Source organism: Pseudomonas sp. KU43P (assembly GCF_033095865.1).
Classification (GTDB): Bacteria; Pseudomonadota; Gammaproteobacteria; order Pseudomonadales; family Pseudomonadaceae; genus Aquipseudomonas.
The window spans coordinates 1595255-1612857 of the sequence record NZ_AP019365.1 but is presented as its reverse complement, the minus strand read 5'-3'; the positions used below and the strand labels follow the sequence as shown (position 1 = coordinate 1612857).

The following is a 17603-nucleotide window of genomic DNA, read 5'->3' as shown; positions in this document are numbered from 1 at the left end:
GTTCATACCGCCAAAGGCTGTTCATGGCTGAATCGGCGCCACAGAGGTGGCAAGTCCTCGGGCAATGGCCGGTAGGCACCGATCTCGCCCCAGGTGCCGGGGCCGTGGAAATCGCTGCCAGCGCTTGCCAGCAGGCCGAACTCACGGGTGAGGATGGACATCGTGCCCACCTGCTCGGCCGGCATCATTCCGTTGACCACTTCAAGTGCCTGCCCGCCTGCCTGAATATAGTCGGCAATCAGCCGCCTGCGCTTGCTGCGCGTCAGATCGTAGTGCATGGGATGGGCCAGGCTCACCCACGCGTTGGACTGACGCAAGGTGGCGACAGTTTCTTCCAGAGTTGGCCAGTGCAGCTTGACGTCGCCCAGCTTGCCCGCCCCCAGCCACTTGCGAAACGCCTCGCCACGGTCCTTGACGTGGCCTGCACGCACCAGGTACTCGGCGAAATGCGGGCGAGCCGGTGCGTTGCCACTGTCGCCCAGCGCCTGCTGCACGGCGCGGGCGCCCTCGAGCGTGCCAGGCATGCCCTTGGCGGCCAGCCGTTTGTCGATTTCTTCGGCGCGCAGCCAGCGGCCACGGTGCAAGGCCTCGATGGCCTCGGCCAGCGGCGCGGCGTCGAGCGGGAAGTCGTAACCCAGCACATGGATGGTCGCGCCACCCCAGGTGCACGACAGCTCTACCCCACTGACCCAGCGCATGCCTCGCTCGGCACAGGCCTGGCGCGCCTCTGCCAGGCCTTCGAGGGTATCGTGGTCGGTCAGGGCCAACGTCTGCACCCCATGCTCATGGGCCCGGGCGACCAGGACCGTGGGCGACAGGGCGCCATCGGAGGCCGTGCTGTGACAGTGCAGATCAACATTCATGGAGGAGCGCTTTCGCTGGAATCGATGTTTGTTATTATGCCGTCACATCCCGATTCTGGCTGCCATTGTGAAACAATTCATCGATTTCATCCCGCTGCTGCTGTTCTTCATTGTCTACAAGCTCGACCCACGCCCCCTGGAAGTCGCCGGCCACAGCTTCGAGTTCGGCGGCATCTACAGCGCCACGGCAATGCTGATCGTCAGCTCGGTGCTGGTATACGGCGCGCTGTTCCTGCGCCAGCGCAAGCTGGAAAAGGGCCAGTGGCTGACGTTGATCGCCTGCCTGGTGTTCGGCGGCCTGACCTTGACCTTCCACAGCGAGACCTTCCTCAAATGGAAAGCACCGGTGGTCAACTGGCTGTTCGCCCTGGGCTTTGCCGGCAGCCACTTCATCGGTGACCGGGTGCTGATCAAGCGCATCATGGGCCATGCCCTGACCCTGCCCGATGCGGTGTGGACGCGCCTGAACCTGGCGTGGATCGCCTTCTTCATCTTCTGCGGCGCGGCGAACCTGTTCGTCGCCTTCACCTTCCAGGCCTTCTGGGTCGACTTCAAGGTGTTCGGCAGCCTGGGCATGACCGTGATCTTCCTGGTGGCGCAGGGTGTTTACCTGTCGCGCCACCTGCACGATGACCCTTCCACCTCCAAGACCAAGGATTGACATGCTCTACGCCATCATCGCCAGCGACGTCGCGAACTCCCTGGAAAAACGCCTGGCCGCCCGCCCGGCGCACATCGAGCGACTGCAACAGCTCAAGGCCGAAGGCCGCGTGGTACTGGCCGGTCCGCACCCGGCCATCGACAGCAACGACCCAGGCGAAGCTGGTTTCAGCGGCAGCCTGATCGTCGCCGAGTTCGATTCGCTGGCCGCCGCCAAGGCCTGGGCCGATGCCGATCCGTACATTGCTGCAGGCGTGTATGACAAGGTCATCGTCAAGCCTTTCAAGCAAGTCTTGCCATAATCGAAAAAAATTTGCGGTGTCTGCTGTATCTTTGCCACTGGCGGACACGTCAGACGCCGTCGATTTGAATTGAGTGAGTCATGAGCGAGCTGTTACTGATTGATGATGACCAGGAACTCTGCGAGCTGCTCGGCAGCTGGCTGACCCAGGAAGGTTTTGCCGTGCGCGCCTGCCACGATGGCCAAAGCGCCCGCCAGGCCCTGGCCGAGCACGCTCCGGCAGCGGTGGTACTGGATGTGATGCTGCCCGACGGCAGTGGCCTGGAATTGCTCAAGCAGCTACGCAGCGAGCATGCCGACCTGCCGGTGCTGATGCTCTCGGCCCGCGGCGAGCCCCTGGACCGTATCCTCGGCCTGGAACTGGGCGCCGACGACTACCTGGCCAAGCCCTGCGACCCTCGTGAACTCACCGCTCGCTTGCGTGCCGTGCTGCGCCGCAGCCACCCGACCGCCACCACCACACAAGTCGAGATCGGCGACCTGGCCTTCAGCCCGGTCCGTGGCGTGGTCAGCATCGATGGCCGGGAAATGAGCCTGACCCTGTCCGAAAGCCGCATTCTCGAAGCCCTGCTGCGCCAACCGGGTGAGCCGCTGGACAAGCAGGAACTGGCGCAGATCGGCCTGGGCCGCAAGCTGACCCTGTACGACCGCAGCCTGGACATGCACGTGAGCAACCTGCGCAAGAAGATCGGCCCGCACGCCGATGGTCGCCCGCGCATCGTCGCCCTGCGCAGCCGCGGTTATTACTACAGTCTGTAACCTATACAGCCCCGTCCATCTTTACCGAGCCTTTACCCTCCCCTGACTGCGCTTGACCTTGATCTCCCTAGACTGAGCTCATCCGGTAACCACCGGCCCTTGAAAGGAGAGACACCATGCGCAAGACCCTTATCGCCCTGATGTTCGCCGCCGCCCTGCCGACTGTGGCCATGGCCATGCCTGAAGGCGGCCCGCGCCATGACGGCCCGCATCATCGCGGTGACGCGCCTTTCGCCCAACTGGACCTGAGCCGCGACCAGCGCCAACAGATCGGCAAGCTGATGGGCGAACAGATGAAGCAACGCCGCGACATCACCGAGCGCTACCTGTCCAAGCTGCCGGCCGCCGACCAGAAAGCCATGAAAGACGAGCTCAAGGCCAGCCACGACAAGACCGACACCCAGGTCCGCGCGCTGCTCAAGCCTGACCAGCAGAAGAAGTTCGACGAACTGCAGAAAGAGCGTGAAGCACGCAAGGCCGAATGGAAGGAATTCCAGGCCTGGAAAGCTGAAAAAGCCGGCAAGGCCCAGTAAGCTGTCCACCCCTCGACGCCCGGCCCGCCTTCCCCAGCGGGCCGGGCTTTTCCCGTTTACAGGAGGTGCTCTTGCGTTCTCTGTTCTGGCGCATCCTGGCCAGCTTCTGGCTGGCCATCACCCTGGTCGCCGGCCTGTCGATCCTGCTGGGCCACATGCTCAATCAGGACGCCTGGATCCTCAGCCGCCACCCTGGCCTGAACACCCTGGCCAGCCACTGGGCCAAGCACTATGAACAGGACGGCCTGGAAGCCTCGCAGGCGTTCCTGGAGCGCCGCAAGCAGCGCTACAAGATCGACGTGCAGGTGCTCGACGACAGCGGCACCGCCGTGGTGCCCGGCACCTTCCCGCGCCGAGCGGCAGCCTTCGAAGCCCGCCAGCACAACGACCAACGCCGCCTGCCGTGGCGCCGCCTGACCGAGGAATACACCAGCCCCGAGAGCGGTGAAACCTACCTGCTGATCTATCGGATCCCCCACCCTGAACTGGACGCCTGGCACCGCGAAAGCCTGCTCTGGCCGCTGAGCGCCCTGGGGATCGCCTTGGTAGTGTTGACCCTGTTCAGCCTGCTGGTGACCCTGTCCATCACCCGGCCACTGAGCCGCCTGCGCGGTGCGGTCCATGACCTCGGCCAAGCCAGCTACCAGCAGAACAGCCTGGCGCGACTGGCCGCCCGGCGTGATGAATTTGGCGTGCTGGCCAAGGACTTCAACAAGATGGGTGCCCGCCTGCAGAGCCTGATCGGCAGCCAGCGCCAGTTGCTGCGCGACGTATCTCACGAGCTGCGCTCACCCCTGGCCCGCCTGCGCATCGCCTTGGCGCTGGCCGAGCGGGCCGAGGCCGATCAACGTCAGGCGCTGTGGCCACGCCTGACCCGCGAATGCGACCGCCTGGAAGACCTGATCAGCGAGATCCTGACCTTGGCCCGGGTCGATGCCGAGCAGGCCCATGCCGAACCTGTCGACCTCAATGCCTTGCTGGGCAGCGTACGCAAGGATGCCCAGCTCAGTGCACCGGAGCAGGAAGTGAGGCTGGAGGCCCAGCCTGGCCTGACCCTGCAGGGCTGGCCGACACTGATCGAGCGGGCGGTGGACAATCTGCTGCGCAATGCCTTGCGCTTCAACCCACAGGGGCAGCCGATCGAGGTGCGCGGCGGGCGTGAGCAGGATCGGATCGTGGTGAGCGTGCGCGACCATGGGCCGGGGGTGGCAGCGGAGCATCTGGCGCAGCTGGGCGAGCCGTTCTTCAGGGCACCGGGACAGGATGCGGCTGGCCATGGACTAGGGCTGGCGATTGCGCGCAAGGCGGCGGAGCGCCACGGCGGCAGCCTGGTCCTGGAAAATCATCCGCAGGGTGGTTTTGTAGCGCGGCTGGAGTTGCCTGTGAGGGTTACGACCATTTGATGGGTATTGGGGCTGCTTCGCAGCCCATCGCCGGCAAGCCGGCTCCTACAGTGATAGCAGAGGTTTCACGGCCAGCGCCGTACCTGTGGGAGCCGGCTTGCCGGCTCCTACAGTGATAGCAGAGGTTTCACGGCCAGAGCCGTACCTGTGGGAGCCGGCTTGCCGGCGATGGGCCGCAGAGCGGCCCCGTACATTACTCGCCCCAGGCGCTGACGTACTCAGCGGTCTCCAGCACCGGCGCCGTGCGCGGCTCGGCCATCGGCGTCCCCACATACAGGTAGCCGATCACTTCCTCGTTCTCGGCCATCCCCAGCCCCTTGTGCACAAAGGGATCGAAGGCCATGTCGCCGGTACGCCACACCGCGCCGATACCCTGGGCATGGGCCGCAATCAGGATACCGTGGGCCGCGCAGCCTGCTGCCAGGCGCTGCTCCGACTTGGGTACCTTGAAGTGCTCCTGCAGCTTGGCAATCACCACGATCAACAACGGCGCGCGCAATGGCATCGCACGGGCCTTGTCCAACGCCGCCTGGCTCGCCTCGCCCTTGCGCTGCAGCGCTTCGGCGAACAGCTCTCCGAGCTTCTCGCGGCCCTGACCCTCGATGGTCAGAAAGCGCCACGGCCGCAACTGGCCGTGATCAGGTGCCCGCAGCGCCGCCTGGAACAGCGCCTCGCGCTGGGCGGCATTAGGCGCCGGTTCGGTCAGACGTGGCACGGAAACACGGTTGAGCAATGCGTCGAGAGCCTCCATCGGCTACCCTCCTGGCAGGTGAATGTGCGGGCATTCTAGCGTTTACATCACCAGACCCATAGGTAGAATGGCGCCCTTCCGTTCAGAGTCAGAGCAGATCACATGGCGTTGCCGACCTTAAGGATCATTGGTTTCATCATCGGCATCTTCCTCATCACCCTGGCAGTCAGCATGGTCGTGCCCATGGCGACCCTGGTGATCTTCGAACGTACCGGCGACATGCCGTCGTTTCTCTGGTCGAGCCTGATCACCTTCATCGCCGGGCTGGCCATGGTCCTGCAGGGCCGCCCCGAGCATGTGCACCTGCGCCCGCGCGACATGTACCTGCTCACCGTCAGCAGCTGGCTGGTGGTATGCGTGTTCGCCGCCCTGCCCTTCCTGCTGACCCAGCACATCAGCTATACCGACGCCTTCTTCGAAAGCATGTCCGGCATCACCGCCACCGGCGCCACGGTGCTCAGCGGGCTGGACAACATGTCGCCCGGGATCCTCATGTGGCGCTCGATGCTGCACTGGCTCGGCGGTATCGGCTTCATCGCCATGGCGGTGGCGATCCTGCCACTGCTGCGCATCGGTGGCATGCGCCTGTTCCAGACCGAATCGTCCGACCGCTCGGAAAAGGTCATGCCGCGCTCGCACATGGTCGCCAAGTCGATCGTCGGGGTGTACGTCGGTTTTTCGGTGCTCGGCGCCCTGGCCTTCTGGTGGGCCGGCATGAGCCCGTTCGATGCCATCAACCACGCGATGTCGGCGATTTCAACCGGCGGTTTCTCGACCTCCGACCAATCCCTGGCGAAATGGGACATCCCGGCGGTGCATTGGGTAGCGGTGGTGGTGATGATCCTGGGCAGCCTGCCGTTCACCCTCTACGTGGCGACCCTGCGCGGCAACCGCAAGGCGCTGATCCGCGACCAGCAGGTGCAGGGGCTGCTCGGCATGCTGGTGGTCACCTGGCTGGTGCTGGGCACCTGGTACTGGGCCACGACCAGCCTGCATTGGCTGGATGCCCTGCGCCACGTGGCGCTGAACGTGACCTCCGTGGTCACCACCACCGGCTTTGCCCTGGGCGACTACAGCCTGTGGGGCAATTTCTCGCTGATGCTGTTCTTCTACCTGGGCTTCGTCGGCGGCTGCTCCGGCTCCACCGCAGGCGGTATCAAGATCTTCCGCTTCCAGGTGGCCTACATTCTGCTCAAGGCCAGCTTGAACCAGCTGATCCACCCGCGTGCTGTGATCAAGCAGAAATACAACGGCCACCGCCTCGACGAAGAGATCGTGCGTTCGATCCTGACCTTCTCGTTCTTCTTCGCCATTACCATCTGCGTCATGGCCTTGCTGCTGTCGCTGCTGGGCGTGGACTGGATGACCGCACTGACTGGCGCTGCCGGTACCGTCTCGGGCGTGGGCCCTGGCTTGGGCGAAGTGATCGGCCCTTCGGGCAACTATGCCTCGCTGCCGGATGCCGCCAAGTGGATCCTGGCCTGCGGCATGCTGCTCGGCCGCCTGGAGATCATCACGGTGCTGGTGCTATGTATGCCGGCGTTCTGGCGTCATTGAGGACGGCGGGTTCCGCCCCGCCCAGGCGGGCGCGGTACTCGCTCGGTGTCACGTCGAACCAGCGGCGGAAGGCCCGGTAGAAATTGCTGGGGTCGGCAAAACCCAACAGGTAGGCGGTTTCCAGCAGGGTCATGCCCGGTTGGGCAAGGTACTGCTCGGCCAGCTCGCGACGAGTATCGTCCAGCAGTGCCTGGAAGCTGGTGCCCTCTTCCTGCAGGCGCCGCTGCAGGGTGCGCTGGGACAGGTGCAGGGCCTGGGCCAGGGTTTCCCGCTTGGGCTCGCCCTGGGGCAGGATGCGGCATAGTACCTGGCGCACCCGATGGGTAACCCGACTTTCGGAAAAACGCGCCAGGTACTCGCCGGCAAAACGGTCATGCAGCACCGCCATGGCCTCGTTGGCAGTTGGCAGCGGCGCCTCCATGTCGGCGCGTTCGAAAATCAGCGCATCGTGAGGGGCGCCAAACACCAGAGGTGAATGGAACGCCACCTTGTAAGGTTCGATGTCTTTCGGTTGCGGCCCCTGAATCATCACACGCCTGGGCTGGATGGGGCGGCCGCTGAGCCATTTGCTCAGCGCCAGCGCGCACGCCAGCGACGCTTCCGAGCTGTGCCGGGTCGGCGGCAGATGGTCGCCATGCACGGTAAGAATCAGGGAATAGCCTTCAGGCCCCAGGCGGAAGCTCAGATCGGAGCTTTCGGCGATGATGCGCTGGTAGCGCACCAGCCGTTCGAAGCCTTCGGCCAGGGTACGGCTGGACATCAACGCGTAGCCCACCACATGGAACGAGGCCGGCCGCACCACCCGCGCCATGTTCAGGCCGATGGCTTCGTTGCCGGACAACTCCACCGCCAACTGCCACAGGCGGGTCATGGAGTCTTGAGGAAAACGTGCGTCCGGGTCGTCGAGGGCGGCGAAGTCGAGCCCCAGTTGCTTGAACATGGCACGGCAATCGAGCCCTTCCAGCTCGAGTGCCTTGACGATCCCTGATGCCCAGCTGGCTGACGTGGTTCTCTCACTCATGACAGGCTTCTTATGCTGACCGCTTCATGCGGTGAACCTAAGGATACTCATTTGGCGCCCATTGTCACTGGCCGGCTCCGCCAATGACTCTAGACTCGATTCAGGCTCCACGCCGTGTATCCTGTCAAAAAGTGATAATCCCGGAGCATTGCGATGAACAGCACAGCGCAGTACCGCAGTTTTGCCGAGTTCTATCCCTATTACCTGGGCGAGCACAGCAACCCCACCTGCCGGCGCCTGCACTTTGTTGGCACCAGCCTGGTCATTGCCCTGCTCGCCTATACCATCGGCAGTGGCAAGTGGCTGCTGCTGTTGGCCGTGCCGCTATTCGGCTATGGCTTCGCCTGGGTCGGCCACTTCTTTTTCGAGAAGAACCGGCCGGCCACCTTCAAGCATCCGCTGTACAGCCTGATCGGCGATTTCGCCATGTTCCGCGACATCTTGCGGGGCAAGATCAGCCTCTAACGCGCCTCAGGCAGGTTCGCGCAGCGCGGCAGCCTGCTCGGCTTGCCGCGCCTGTGCATCGGCCAGCCGGTACAGCTCGATGCTGCCATCCCAGTGCTCGATCAACGCCGAGCACGACTCGACCCAATCGCCACAATTGAGGTATTCCACTTCGCCGACCCTGCGGATCTCGGCATGGTGGATGTGCCCGCACACCACCCCGTGAAAGCCACGGCGCGTGCATTCGTGGGCAATGGCATCCTCGAAGTCGCTGATGAAGTTCACCGCGCCCTTGACCTTGTGCTTGAGGTAGGCCGACAACGACCAGTAGCCATAGCCGTAGCGCGCTCGCCAATGGTTGAGCCAGCGGTTGAGCACCAGGGTGAACTCGTAGGCACGGTCGCCGAGGAAGGCCAGCCAACGGTGGTAGCGGGTGATGACGTCGAACTGGTCGCCATGGATCACCAGCAGCCGGCGGCCGTCCGCCGTCAGGTGCTCAGCCTCGTCCACCAACTGGATGTTGCCGAGCAGCAACTTCGAATAGCGGCGCAGGAATTCGTCGTGGTTACCCGTGACATAGATCACCTCAGTGCCGCGCTTGCTCATGGTCAGCAGGCGACGGATCACGTTGGTATGCGCTTGCGGCCAGTAGATGCCGCTGCGCAGTTTCCAGCCGTCGATGATGTCACCGACCAGGTAGATACGGTCGGCCTGGTAACCCTTGAGAAACTGCGACAGGTGTTCGGCCTGGCAGTCACGGGTGCCCAGGTGCACATCGGAAATCCACAGCGTGCGCACGCGCTGCTTGCGTGACGGGCGAGAGAGTTCGGCGTGGGTCATGGGCGGGCTCCGGCGCTGTTTGCTGGAGACTGGCAGGCGCAGATGACAGGTTGGTGGCAGCAATGTGACGGGTGATGGACCGTGAGGAATGGGGCACAATGATTGCCTGCCCCGCGAGGAAGCCCCATGACCGCCGGCCCGATCCTTTCCCTGCGCCATTACCGCCACGACCTGATCGCCCACAGCCACGAACACCCGCAACTGGTGTTCGGCCTGGGTGGCCGCCTAGATTTCGAGGTACAGGGGCACAGTGCGCGGCTCGACCGCCAGGCCCTGATGGTGGTACCCGCCGGTACTCATCACAGTTGTGGCAGTGACACCGGCAGCCACTGCCTGGTGCTCGATGTGCCGGGCGAGCATTGGCTGCACGAACAACTGGGTGAGCATGCCGATGCCAGCCGGCGACTGCTGGACCGCCCGGCCGCCCTAGGCCTGGACAACCGCCAGCAGCAACTGGTCGACTGGCTGGCGGCCAGCCCGGTGGATGACCCGCTGATCGCCCGGCAAGGTGCGGTGCTGCTACTGGCCAGCCTCAACCCCACCGCTTCGGCCCTCGTCGCGCCCAGCCATCGGCTGCCCTATGCAGCGTTCGATAGCCATATCGATCAGCACGCCGCGTACCCGCTGCAGGTCGCCGACCTGGCGCGTATCGCCGGGTTGTCCGCTGCGCGGTTGCATGCGCGCTTCACTGCCGAATGCGCGATGACACCGATGGACTACATCCGCCAGCGGCGGCTGCTCAAGGCGCGGCAGTTGGTTACCCAGACATCTTTGCCTTTGGGGGAAATAGCCGCGCAAGTGGGGTACAGCTCGCAAAGCGCGTTTTCGGCAGCAATGCTGCGAGCGTTTGGATGCACCCCGATGGCGTTGCGGCGAGAGTCCGGCGATAACGGGCGCTAGGCTGGCGACAGATCATGTTTGCCTGGCGCTTTACACTGTGCCTGTACCTGCCCTATCGCTGGCAAGCCGGCTCCCACAGGTACACCACTAGCTTGAGAACTGTGGTGTACCTGTGGGAGCCGGCTTGCCGGCGATAGGGCCCGCCAATACAACGAGACCCCCAAGGACCACAATGAACCACCGCACCGCCCTCGGGGCCCTGCACATCGGCGCACTGTTCTTCGGCCTGACCGGCGTGTTCGGCAAGCTGGCCGCCAGCGCCAGCCCGGCAATCATCGTCTTCGGCCGCGCCGCCTTCGCCGTGCTCGCCCTGGCCCTGTTCGCCAGCCTCGCCGGCCCCGGCTGGCAACGCCTGAGCGGGCGCGATGTGCGCCGCCTGGTACTGGGCGGCGTGCTGCTGGCCGGCCACTGGGTCAGTTTCTTCATTGCCGTCAAAGTCGGCGGCGTGGCCATCGCCACCCTCGGGTTTGCCAGCTTCCCAGCATTTACCGTGATTCTCGAAGGCGTGCTGTTCCGTGAACGTATCCGCCGCAACGAAGCCTTGCTGGTGCTGCTGGTAAGCATCGGGCTGATCCTGGTGACGCCGTCCTTCGACCTGGCAAGCGAAGCTACCGGCGGCCTGCTCTGGGCCTTGCTCTCGGGCCTGCTGTTCTCGCTGCTTTCGCTGACCAACCGCGCCGGCTCCGGACGCTTGCCCGCCGTGCAGGCAGCCCTGTGGCAGAACCTGGTGGTGGGGCTGTGCCTGGTGCCCGTAGCCGCCCCAGGCCTGTCCGCGGTGGCCCCCCAAGACTGGCTGTGGATCGCCCTGCTCGGCATCTTCTGCACCGGTGTCGCCCACAGCCTGTTCGTCGCCAGCCTGGCGGTGATCAAAGCACGCACCGCGGCCGTGGTGTTCGGCATGGAGCCGGTCTACGGCATCGCCGTGGCCTGGGTGGTGTTCGCCGAAACACCGACCGTGCGCATGCTGCTGGGCGGTGCGCTGATCATCTTTGCCATCGTGCTGTCCAGCCGCCTGGCCGCCGAACAGCCGAGCAAACCGCGCGCAATGGCCGAAAGCGCCTGATCAGCGATCGTTGTGGCCCAGGTCGCGCTGCGGGTCGATCTGGTCGCGCACTCGCTGCTTGAGTACCTTGGCCTCGGGGAAGCCGCCGTCAGCCTTGCGCTCCCAGATCTGCACGCCTTGGCAGGTGATACGAAACACACCACCCGTGCCAGGCTCCAGTGCCACCCGGGCCAGGTCGTCGGAAAAGGTGCTGAGCAGCTCCTGGGCCAGCCAGGCCGCGCGCAGCAGCCACTGGCACTGGGTGCAATAGGTGATGACAATTTCTGGCTTGGTGTGGGCCATGGTCAAGTCTCTGAAGGTAAGGGGCCGCTTATACTAGCGATCTTTAGCCCAGGGTTTGAGACTCACGATGCACCGCCTGCTGTTCTGCCTTTTGCTGACGCTCACGTCCATCACCGCGCTCGCCACCGAACCCGCACGCCCGAAGGTCGGGCTGGTGCTCTCGGGTGGCGCGGCCCGCGGCCTGGCCCATATTGGCGTGCTCAAGGCCCTGGAAGAACAGGGTGTGCGCATCGACGCCATTGCCGGCACCAGCATGGGGGCGGTGGTGGGGGGACTGTACGCGTCCGGCTACAGCGTCGAGGAACTGGAAAAACTGGCCACCACCCTGGACTGGCAGCAAGCGCTTTCCGACGCTCCGCCCCGCAAGGACGTACCGTTCAGGCGCAAACAGGATGACCGCGACTTTCTGGTCAAGCAGAAACTGAGCTTTCGCGATGATGGCAGCCTGGGCCTGCCGCTGGGCGTGATCCAGGGCCAGAACCTGGCCTTGCTGCTGGAAAGCAAGCTTGCTCATACCGCCGATACCCGCGACTTCGACAAGTTGCCCATCCCCTTTCGCGCCGTGGCCACCGACATCGCCAGTGGCGAGAAAGTGGTATTCAGCCGCGGCCACCTGCCCCAGGTGATTCGCGCCAGCATGTCGATCCCCGCCGTGTTCGCACCGGTGGAACTCGATGGCCGCCTGCTGGTAGACGGCGGCATGGTCGACAACATCCCCGTGGACGTGGCACGCGAGATGGGGGTGGACATGGCCATCGTGGTCGACATCGGTACCCCGCTACGTGACCGCAAGCAACTGGCCACGGTGGTCGACGTGCTCAACCAATCGATCACCCTGATGACCCGGCGCAACTCCGAGGAACAACTGGCCAGCCTGCACCGCGACGATATTCTCATCCAACCGCAACTGGCCGCCTTCGGTGTCACCGACTTCGGCCGCGCCCGCGACATGATCGAAGCCGGCTACCGCGCCGCGCGCCTGCTCGAACCGCGCCTGGCCGCGCTGCGTCAGCCCGAGGGCGATGCCGAACTGGCGGTGGCCCGCTCGCCGCGCCAACGCACGCCGGTGATCACCGCGATCCGGGTGGAGAACGATTCGAAGGTCAGTGATGACGTGATCCGCTACTACATCCGTCAGCCCCTCGGCGAGCCGCTGGAACTCGACCGCCTGCAGACCGACATGGGCACCCTGTATGGCCTGGACTACTTCGACCGGGTGCAATACCGCGTGGTGCACAAGGGCGATGACAACACCCTGGTGATCAACGCCCGCGGCAAGCGTGGCGGCACCGACTACCTGCGCCTGGGCCTGAACCTGTCGGATGACCTGCGCGGCGACAGCGCCTTCAATCTGGGCGCCAGCTATCGGGTCAACGGCATCAACCAGCTCGGCGCCGAGTGGCTGACGCGCGCGCAGATTGGCGATCAACAGGAGCTGTACAGCGAGTTCTACCAACCGCTGGACGTGGGCTCGCGCTACTTCATCGCGCCCTATCTGGACTTCGGGTCACAAAACATCGAAGCGACCCTGGACAACGACCCGGTCGCCGAATACCGGCTGGAGCGTTACGGTTTCGGCCTCAATTTCGGCCGGCAGATCGGCACCTATGGCGAAGTGCGCCTGGGGGCAGGCAAAGCCTGGGGCGAAGCGGATGTGCGAATCGGCGATCAGGACCTGCCCAAGGTCAGCTTCAATGAAGGCTTCTACGAGTTGAAGTACTCGTTCGATACCCTCGATAACGTGTACTTCCCGCACAGCGGCGAAGACATCGGCCTGACCTTGCGCAAGTACGACAAGTCGCTGGACTCCGACGACGAATACCGGCAATGGCTGCTCAACCTGGACAAGGCCTTCAGCTACGGGCCGAACACCTGGGTGCTGGGAGGGCGTTACGGGCGCACGCTGGATGCCACAGAGGTAGTGACGTCGAGCTTCGTGATTGGCGGCGCACGGGAGCTTTCAGGGTTTCGCCAGGACTCGGTGTCGGGGCAGAACGTGAGCCTGATGCGCATGGTCTACTACCGCCGACTGACGCCACGGGCCTACCTGCCGCTGGACTTCCCGCTGTATATCGGAGGGTCGCTGGAGCGGGGGCGAGCCTGGAACAACGACAACGAGTTCGACAGTGGATATATCAACGCGGCGAGCGTCTTCCTGGGGCTGGAGACGCCGCTGGGGCCGTTGAACTTGAGTTACGGGGCCAACAGTGCGCATGAGCAGGCCGTGTATCTGAACCTGGGGCATACCTTCTAGATTGCCGGGCCCGCCTTGCGGGCCCAGAAGTTCAGGACTTTTCGAGGTTGGCCAGAATCTTCGCATGCACCCGCATGCACACTTCGAGGTCTGCCTCATCCACCCCGGTGAACAGCTCCAGGCGCAAGGCATTGGCGATGGTCTCGATCTGCTCGATCAACGGTTTGGCCGGCGGGCACAGCAAAATCTTCTTGGCACGGCGATCCTCCATCACCGCCTGGCGCCGTACCAGGCCCTGGTTTTCCAGGCTGTCGAGCAGGCGCGCCAAGGTCGGGCCCTCGACACCGACGCTCTGGGCCAGCTCACGCTGGGTGGGCGCCTCTTCGAAACGGGCAAGATGCAGCAACACCAGCCAGCGTGCCTGGGACAGGTTGAGCCCGGCCAGGCGGCGATCCAGCTCGGCACGCCAGCCCCGGGACATCTGGGCCAGCTGCATGCCGAAGCGGTGTTGGTTGTCGGTCAGGGGCATAAGCAACTCATGAACTAGAACTAATTATTAGTCAGCTAATCATGTCCCGTGCCATCAAGCAAGGCTGCCCGCCGCGCAAACGTTCGCAATTCGTCAAAAAGGATGACAAAGGTCAGCAGTTGTCCGAAATGTCTTCAATTACAGCTCGAACTCCGCCGCCAGTGCCGCACGAATGCAGTACAGCACCCCTTCTGGAACCCGTGGGCCGAACAAGGGTGCGATGGCCGATACCGGCGGCAATTCTCCTTCACCGTCGAGAAACGCGTCCTGCACCTCCATCATCAGGTCTTCCGGCAGGTCCAGCGCCTGCTCCAGGCTTAGCTCCTGGCGGCCGATGGCTTCGGCCAGCAGGCTGTAGACGTTCTTTTCGCTGCATTTGAGCTGCCCGGCGATCTGCGCCGGGGTCATGCCGGCGCGGGCCAGGCTGACCAGCTCATGGCGCAGGTCGAGTACCACTTTCGGCGCCTCCTCGGTGCCACCCGCGCCATTGAGGACTTCGAGAAAGGCCTGGCCGTAGCGCTCCAGCTTGCGTGCGCCCACACCACTGACCTGGGCCATGTCGCTGAGGCTGGTCGGCTGGCTGCGCAACATTTCCAGCAAGGTGGAGTCGGGGAAAATGACGTAGGGCGGCACGCTGTGTTCTTCGGCGAGCTTGCGCCGCAGGGTGCGCAGGGCCTCCCACAGTTCGCGCTCCTCGACACGCACCAGCTGGCTGGCCGGGCTGCCGCCGCTGGTAGAGGCCTTGGCCACTGTCTGCGGCTTGAGGTCGCGGCGCAGTTGCAGCTTCACCTCGCCACGCAACAACGGCCGGCAACTGTCGGCCAGGCGCAGGCCGCCATACCCTTCCAGGTCGATGTCCACCAGGCCGCGCGCCACCAACTGACGGAACAGCGACCGCCATTCGGCCTCGGCGAGCGCGTTGCCGACGCCGAACACCGAAAGTTTCTCGTGGCCGAAGTTGCGCACCTTTTCGGTGTCCTTGCCCAGCAGTACGTCGACCAGATGGCCCACCCCATAGCGCTGGCCAGTACGGAACACCGCCGACAGGGCCTGGCGCGCAGGTTCGGTGGCATCCCAGGTCTGGATCTGGTCGACGCAGTTGTCACAATGCCCGCACGGCTGCTCGAGCACTTCGTCGAAGTAGGCCAGCAGCGACTGGCGGCGGCAGCGCGTCTCTTCGCACAAGGCCAGCATGGCATCGAGCTTGTGCTGCTCGACCCGCTTGTGGCGCTCGTCACCCTCGGAGTTCTGCAGCATCTGCTTGAGCATCACCATGTCCTGCAGGCCGTAGGCCATCCAGGCGTCCGACGGCAGGCCGTCACGGCCGGCGCGGCCGGTCTCCTGGTAATAGGCTTCCAGCGACTTGGGCAGGTCGAGGTGGGCGACGAAGCGCACGTTGGGCTTGTCGATGCCCATGCCGAAGGCAATGGTGGCGACCATGATCAACCCTTCCTCGTTGAGGAAACGGTGTTGGTTGGCGGCACGCGTTTCGGCGGCCAGGCCTGCGTGATACGGCAGCGCCGGGAAGCCTTGCTCGCACAGGAAAGCGGCGGTCTCGTCGACCTTCTTGCGTGACAGGCAATAGACGATGCCGGCATTGCCACGGCGCTCGCCGAGGAAGGCCATCAGCTGCTTGCGCGGCGCCTCCTTGGGCACGATGCGGTAGAAGATGTTCGGCCGATCGAAGCTCGACAGGAACCGCTCGGCGCCTTGCAGATGCAGGCGCTGGACGATCTCTTCGCGGGTACGCATGTCGGCGGTGGCGGTCAGGGCGATGCGCGGTACATGGGGGAACAGCTCGGCCAGCTGGCCGAGTTGCAGGTATTCAGGGCGGAAGTCGTGGCCCCATTGCGATACGCAGTGGGCCTCGTCGATGGCGAACAGGGCAATGTCCAGCCCGCGCAGGAACTCCAGCATGCGCGGCTGCACCAGGCGCTCCGGTGCCAGATACAGCATCTTCACTTCGCCACGGCGCAGGCGCGCGGCGAGGTCACGTTGCTGCTCCGCGCTCAGGGTGGAATTCAGCGCCGCGGCGGCGACACCCAGCTCGTCCAGCGTGGCGACCTGATCATCCATCAGCGCGATCAGCGGCGACACCACTACCGTCAGCCCCGGGCGCAGCAACCCCGGCACCTGGAAGCACAGCGACTTGCCGCCACCGGTAGGCATCAGCACCAGGGCGTCGCCGCCGCTGGCCACGCATTCGATGATCGCTGCCTGGCGCCCACGGAAACTGTCGTAGCCGAAGATATCCTTGAGAACGCGCTGAGCCTGTTCGAGCATGTGCAACTCCAAATCGCCGTACCATCCTGGACACAGGCTGGACGAAAAACCCGCTCCGCACACGCCGAATGCGTAAGCGGCTTTTGCCAGAAGACCGGGAAACCCCGCCCCTGCATGAAAAACCGCGGAGTATACCGCAGTGCCGCTTTACACAGGATGCCCGGGTGACAGACGTTCCCTTTGCACCGCCGTCGCCGCAAGGTGCTAGAATTCACTATCGTTTATTCCCCAAGGTAGCCCTGTAATGTCCTTCGCCGAGCAACTGACCCGCCTGCAAGCCTTCCTCGACGCCGATGAGCTGCACGAAGAAGCGCTGGACTACGTCGCCGCCCACGGCTACCTGACCGCGCTGTCGATCTGCTCGGAAGACGTCCCCGAGCGTGAATGGATCGACGCGCTGTTCGCCGAAGAACCCCATTACGCCAGCGATGCCCAGCGCACCGAAATCGAAGCGACCCTGGTGGCACTCAAGGGCCACATCGCCCGCCAGCTGGCCAGCGACGAAGAGTTCGACCTGCCGTGCGAGCTGGACCTGACCGACGAGCCGGACGATTCCGATCTGCGCGGCTGGTGCATCGGCTTCATGGAAGGTGTGTTCCTGCGCGAGGAAGCCTGGTTCGAGAACGCCGAAGAGGAAGTCAGCGAGATGCTGCTGCCGATCATGGTCGGTTCGGGCCTGTTCGACGAGCAACCAGAGTTCGCCGACATCGCCAGCAATGCCAACCTGCAGGACGACATGATCGTGCAGATCCCCGAGGCGCTGAGCGCGCTGTTCCTGCTGCTGCACGCTCCTGACGAGAAGCCGGCGCTGCTCAAGCCACGCCACCACTGAGTCGGCCATGCGCTACCTGTTGCTGGCCATCGGCTGGCTCAGCGTCGCGCTGGGGGTGCTGGGGATCTTCCTGCCGGTGTTGCCCACCACCCCTTTTCTGCTACTGGCGGCTGCCTGCTTCGCCCGCAGCTCGCCACGCTTTCATCACTGGCTGGTGAATCACCCGAGGCTTGGGCCCTGGATTCGTGACTATTTGAATGGCGAAGGGATTCCGCTCAAGGGCAAGGTCTACGCCATCGGCCTGATGTGGGCGAGCATCGGCCTGTCCTGCTACCTGGTGCCTTTGTTCTGGGCGCGAGCATTCATGCTGACCAGTGCGGTGCTGGTGAGCTTGTACATTCTCAGGCAGAAGACCTTGCGCAAGCCTGGTTGAGTGCTGTTGGCCGCA

The 17603-nt window shown here is 64.3% G+C and carries 19 protein-coding genes; 12 read left to right on the top strand and 7 right to left on the bottom strand.

Features of this window, described 5'->3' with window-relative positions:
• Nucleotides 1-2 precede the first annotated feature (2 nt).
• A complete protein-coding gene (locus tag KU43P_RS07400; protein ID WP_317661916.1) occupies nt 3-863 on the bottom strand; it encodes a PHP domain-containing protein in 861 nt (286 codons plus the stop codon).
• Between the two features lie 67 nt (nt 864-930).
• On the opposite strand from KU43P_RS07400, the gene KU43P_RS07395 reads away from it, so the two are divergent.
• The 5 genes from KU43P_RS07395 (at nt 931) to KU43P_RS07375 (ending at nt 4519) form a co-directional block, all read left to right on the top strand.
• On the top strand, nt 931-1524 hold the full coding sequence (locus KU43P_RS07395; RefSeq protein WP_317661915.1) for a septation protein A: 594 nt from the start codon (nt 931-933) through the stop codon (nt 1522-1524).
• A 1-nt stretch (nt 1525) separates the two neighbouring features.
• On the top strand, nt 1526-1825 hold the full coding sequence (locus KU43P_RS07390; protein WP_317661913.1) for a YciI family protein: 300 nt from the start codon (nt 1526-1528) through the stop codon (nt 1823-1825).
• A gap of 80 nt (nt 1826-1905) precedes the next feature.
• Complete coding sequence (locus KU43P_RS07385) at nt 1906-2583, top strand: response regulator transcription factor (RefSeq protein ID WP_317661911.1); 678 nt, start codon at nt 1906-1908, stop codon at nt 2581-2583.
• A 116-nt stretch (nt 2584-2699) separates the two neighbouring features.
• Nucleotides 2700-3116 (top strand): Spy/CpxP family protein refolding chaperone, encoded by a 417-nt coding sequence (locus KU43P_RS07380; RefSeq protein WP_317661910.1) that lies wholly within the window; start codon nt 2700-2702, stop codon nt 3114-3116.
• Nucleotides 3117-3181: 65 nt separating this feature from the next.
• A complete protein-coding gene (locus KU43P_RS07375) occupies nt 3182-4519 on the top strand; it encodes a HAMP domain-containing sensor histidine kinase (protein WP_317661908.1) in 1338 nt (445 codons plus the stop codon).
• Nucleotides 4520-4712: 193 nt separating this feature from the next.
• Here KU43P_RS07375 and KU43P_RS07370 read toward each other — a convergent pair whose 3' ends face one another.
• Nucleotides 4713-5270, bottom strand: a complete 558-nt coding sequence (locus KU43P_RS07370) for an NAD(P)H nitroreductase (protein WP_317661906.1) — start codon at nt 5268-5270, stop codon at nt 4713-4715.
• Nucleotides 5271-5372: 102 nt separating this feature from the next.
• Here KU43P_RS07370 and KU43P_RS07365 point away from each other — a divergent pair, with 102 nt between their 5' ends.
• Nucleotides 5373-6827: a TrkH family potassium uptake protein gene (locus KU43P_RS07365; protein WP_317661905.1), complete on the top strand. Its 1455-nt coding sequence runs from the start codon at nt 5373-5375 to the stop codon at nt 6825-6827.
• Here KU43P_RS07365 and KU43P_RS07360 read toward each other — a convergent pair.
• Nucleotides 6784-7848: an AraC family transcriptional regulator gene (locus KU43P_RS07360; protein WP_317661903.1), complete on the bottom strand. Its 1065-nt coding sequence runs from the start codon at nt 7846-7848 to the stop codon at nt 6784-6786. The genes KU43P_RS07365 and KU43P_RS07360 overlap by 44 nt on opposite strands.
• Nucleotides 7849-8001: 153 nt before the next feature.
• Between KU43P_RS07360 and KU43P_RS07355 the strand changes: the two genes are divergently transcribed.
• Entirely contained in the window at nt 8002-8313 is a 312-nt protein-coding gene (locus KU43P_RS07355) for a DUF962 domain-containing protein (RefSeq protein WP_317661902.1), read from the top strand.
• Between the two features lie 6 nt (nt 8314-8319).
• Here KU43P_RS07355 and KU43P_RS07350 read toward each other — a convergent pair whose 3' ends face one another.
• On the bottom strand, nt 8320-9132 hold the full coding sequence (locus KU43P_RS07350; protein WP_317661901.1) for a UDP-2,3-diacylglucosamine diphosphatase: 813 nt from the start codon (nt 9130-9132) through the stop codon (nt 8320-8322).
• Nucleotides 9133-9258: 126 nt separating this feature from the next.
• Here KU43P_RS07350 and KU43P_RS07345 point away from each other — a divergent pair, with 126 nt between their 5' ends.
• Together KU43P_RS07345 and KU43P_RS07340 are read left to right on the top strand one after the other, a co-directional pair.
• The gene (locus tag KU43P_RS07345) at nt 9259-10032 is read left to right on the top strand and encodes a helix-turn-helix transcriptional regulator (RefSeq protein WP_317661900.1); all 774 of its coding nucleotides are present in this window, start codon (nt 9259-9261) and stop codon (nt 10030-10032) included.
• 172 nt (nt 10033-10204) lie between these two features.
• A complete protein-coding gene (locus KU43P_RS07340; RefSeq protein ID WP_317661899.1) occupies nt 10205-11095 on the top strand; it encodes a DMT family transporter in 891 nt (296 codons plus the stop codon).
• Here the strand turns inward: KU43P_RS07340 and KU43P_RS07335 are convergent, their stop codons facing one another.
• The gene (locus KU43P_RS07335) at nt 11096-11377 is read right to left on the bottom strand and encodes a SelT/SelW/SelH family protein (RefSeq protein WP_317661898.1); all 282 of its coding nucleotides are present in this window, start codon (nt 11375-11377) and stop codon (nt 11096-11098) included.
• A gap of 67 nt (nt 11378-11444) precedes the next feature.
• Here KU43P_RS07335 and KU43P_RS07330 point away from each other — a divergent pair, with 67 nt between their 5' ends.
• A complete protein-coding gene (locus KU43P_RS07330) occupies nt 11445-13631 on the top strand; it encodes a patatin-like phospholipase family protein (protein WP_317661897.1) in 2187 nt (728 codons plus the stop codon).
• A 31-nt stretch (nt 13632-13662) separates the two neighbouring features.
• On the opposite strand, the gene KU43P_RS07325 is transcribed toward KU43P_RS07330, so the two are convergent.
• Both KU43P_RS07325 and recQ read right to left on the bottom strand, forming a co-directional pair.
• On the bottom strand, nt 13663-14100 hold the full coding sequence (locus KU43P_RS07325) for a MarR family transcriptional regulator (protein ID WP_176511333.1): 438 nt from the start codon (nt 14098-14100) through the stop codon (nt 13663-13665).
• Nucleotides 14101-14238: 138 nt separating this feature from the next.
• Entirely contained in the window at nt 14239-16383 is a 2145-nt protein-coding gene (gene recQ, locus KU43P_RS07320; protein ID WP_317661895.1) for a DNA helicase RecQ, read from the bottom strand.
• Nucleotides 16384-16627: 244 nt separating this feature from the next.
• On the opposite strand from recQ, the gene KU43P_RS07315 reads away from it, so the two are divergent.
• Complete coding sequence (locus tag KU43P_RS07315) at nt 16628-17215, top strand: YecA family protein (protein WP_039602166.1); 588 nt, start codon at nt 16628-16630, stop codon at nt 17213-17215.
• A gap of 7 nt (nt 17216-17222) precedes the next feature.
• Entirely contained in the window at nt 17223-17588 is a 366-nt protein-coding gene (locus KU43P_RS07310) for a YbaN family protein (protein ID WP_317661893.1), read from the top strand.
• Nucleotides 17589-17603: the final 15 nt, after the last annotated feature.

Coding starts and splice junctions, on each gene's coding strand:
- KU43P_RS07370 (WP_317661906.1), bottom strand. CDS start 5,270: ATGGAGGCTCTCGACGCATTGCTCAACCGTGTTTCCGTGCCACGTCTG.
- KU43P_RS07390 (WP_317661913.1), top strand. CDS start 1,526: ATGCTCTACGCCATCATCGCCAGCGACGTCGCGAACTCCCTGGAAAAA.
- KU43P_RS07350 (WP_317661901.1), bottom strand. CDS start 9,132: ATGACCCACGCCGAACTCTCTCGCCCGTCACGCAAGCAGCGCGTGCGC.
- KU43P_RS07400 (WP_317661916.1), bottom strand. CDS start 863: ATGAATGTTGATCTGCACTGTCACAGCACGGCCTCCGATGGCGCCCTG.
- KU43P_RS07355 (WP_317661902.1), top strand. CDS start 8,002: ATGAACAGCACAGCGCAGTACCGCAGTTTTGCCGAGTTCTATCCCTAT.
- KU43P_RS07385 (WP_317661911.1), top strand. CDS start 1,906: ATGAGCGAGCTGTTACTGATTGATGATGACCAGGAACTCTGCGAGCTG.
- recQ (WP_317661895.1), bottom strand. CDS start 16,383: ATGCTCGAACAGGCTCAGCGCGTTCTCAAGGATATCTTCGGCTACGAC.
- KU43P_RS07345 (WP_317661900.1), top strand. CDS start 9,259: ATGACCGCCGGCCCGATCCTTTCCCTGCGCCATTACCGCCACGACCTG.
- KU43P_RS07380 (WP_317661910.1), top strand. CDS start 2,700: ATGCGCAAGACCCTTATCGCCCTGATGTTCGCCGCCGCCCTGCCGACT.
- KU43P_RS07325 (WP_176511333.1), bottom strand. CDS start 14,100: ATGCCCCTGACCGACAACCAACACCGCTTCGGCATGCAGCTGGCCCAG.
- KU43P_RS07330 (WP_317661897.1), top strand. CDS start 11,445: ATGCACCGCCTGCTGTTCTGCCTTTTGCTGACGCTCACGTCCATCACC.
- KU43P_RS07310 (WP_317661893.1), top strand. CDS start 17,223: ATGCGCTACCTGTTGCTGGCCATCGGCTGGCTCAGCGTCGCGCTGGGG.
- KU43P_RS07335 (WP_317661898.1), bottom strand. CDS start 11,377: ATGGCCCACACCAAGCCAGAAATTGTCATCACCTATTGCACCCAGTGC.
- KU43P_RS07340 (WP_317661899.1), top strand. CDS start 10,205: ATGAACCACCGCACCGCCCTCGGGGCCCTGCACATCGGCGCACTGTTC.
- KU43P_RS07315 (WP_039602166.1), top strand. CDS start 16,628: ATGTCCTTCGCCGAGCAACTGACCCGCCTGCAAGCCTTCCTCGACGCC.
- KU43P_RS07360 (WP_317661903.1), bottom strand. CDS start 7,848: ATGAGTGAGAGAACCACGTCAGCCAGCTGGGCATCAGGGATCGTCAAG.
- KU43P_RS07365 (WP_317661905.1), top strand. CDS start 5,373: ATGGCGTTGCCGACCTTAAGGATCATTGGTTTCATCATCGGCATCTTC.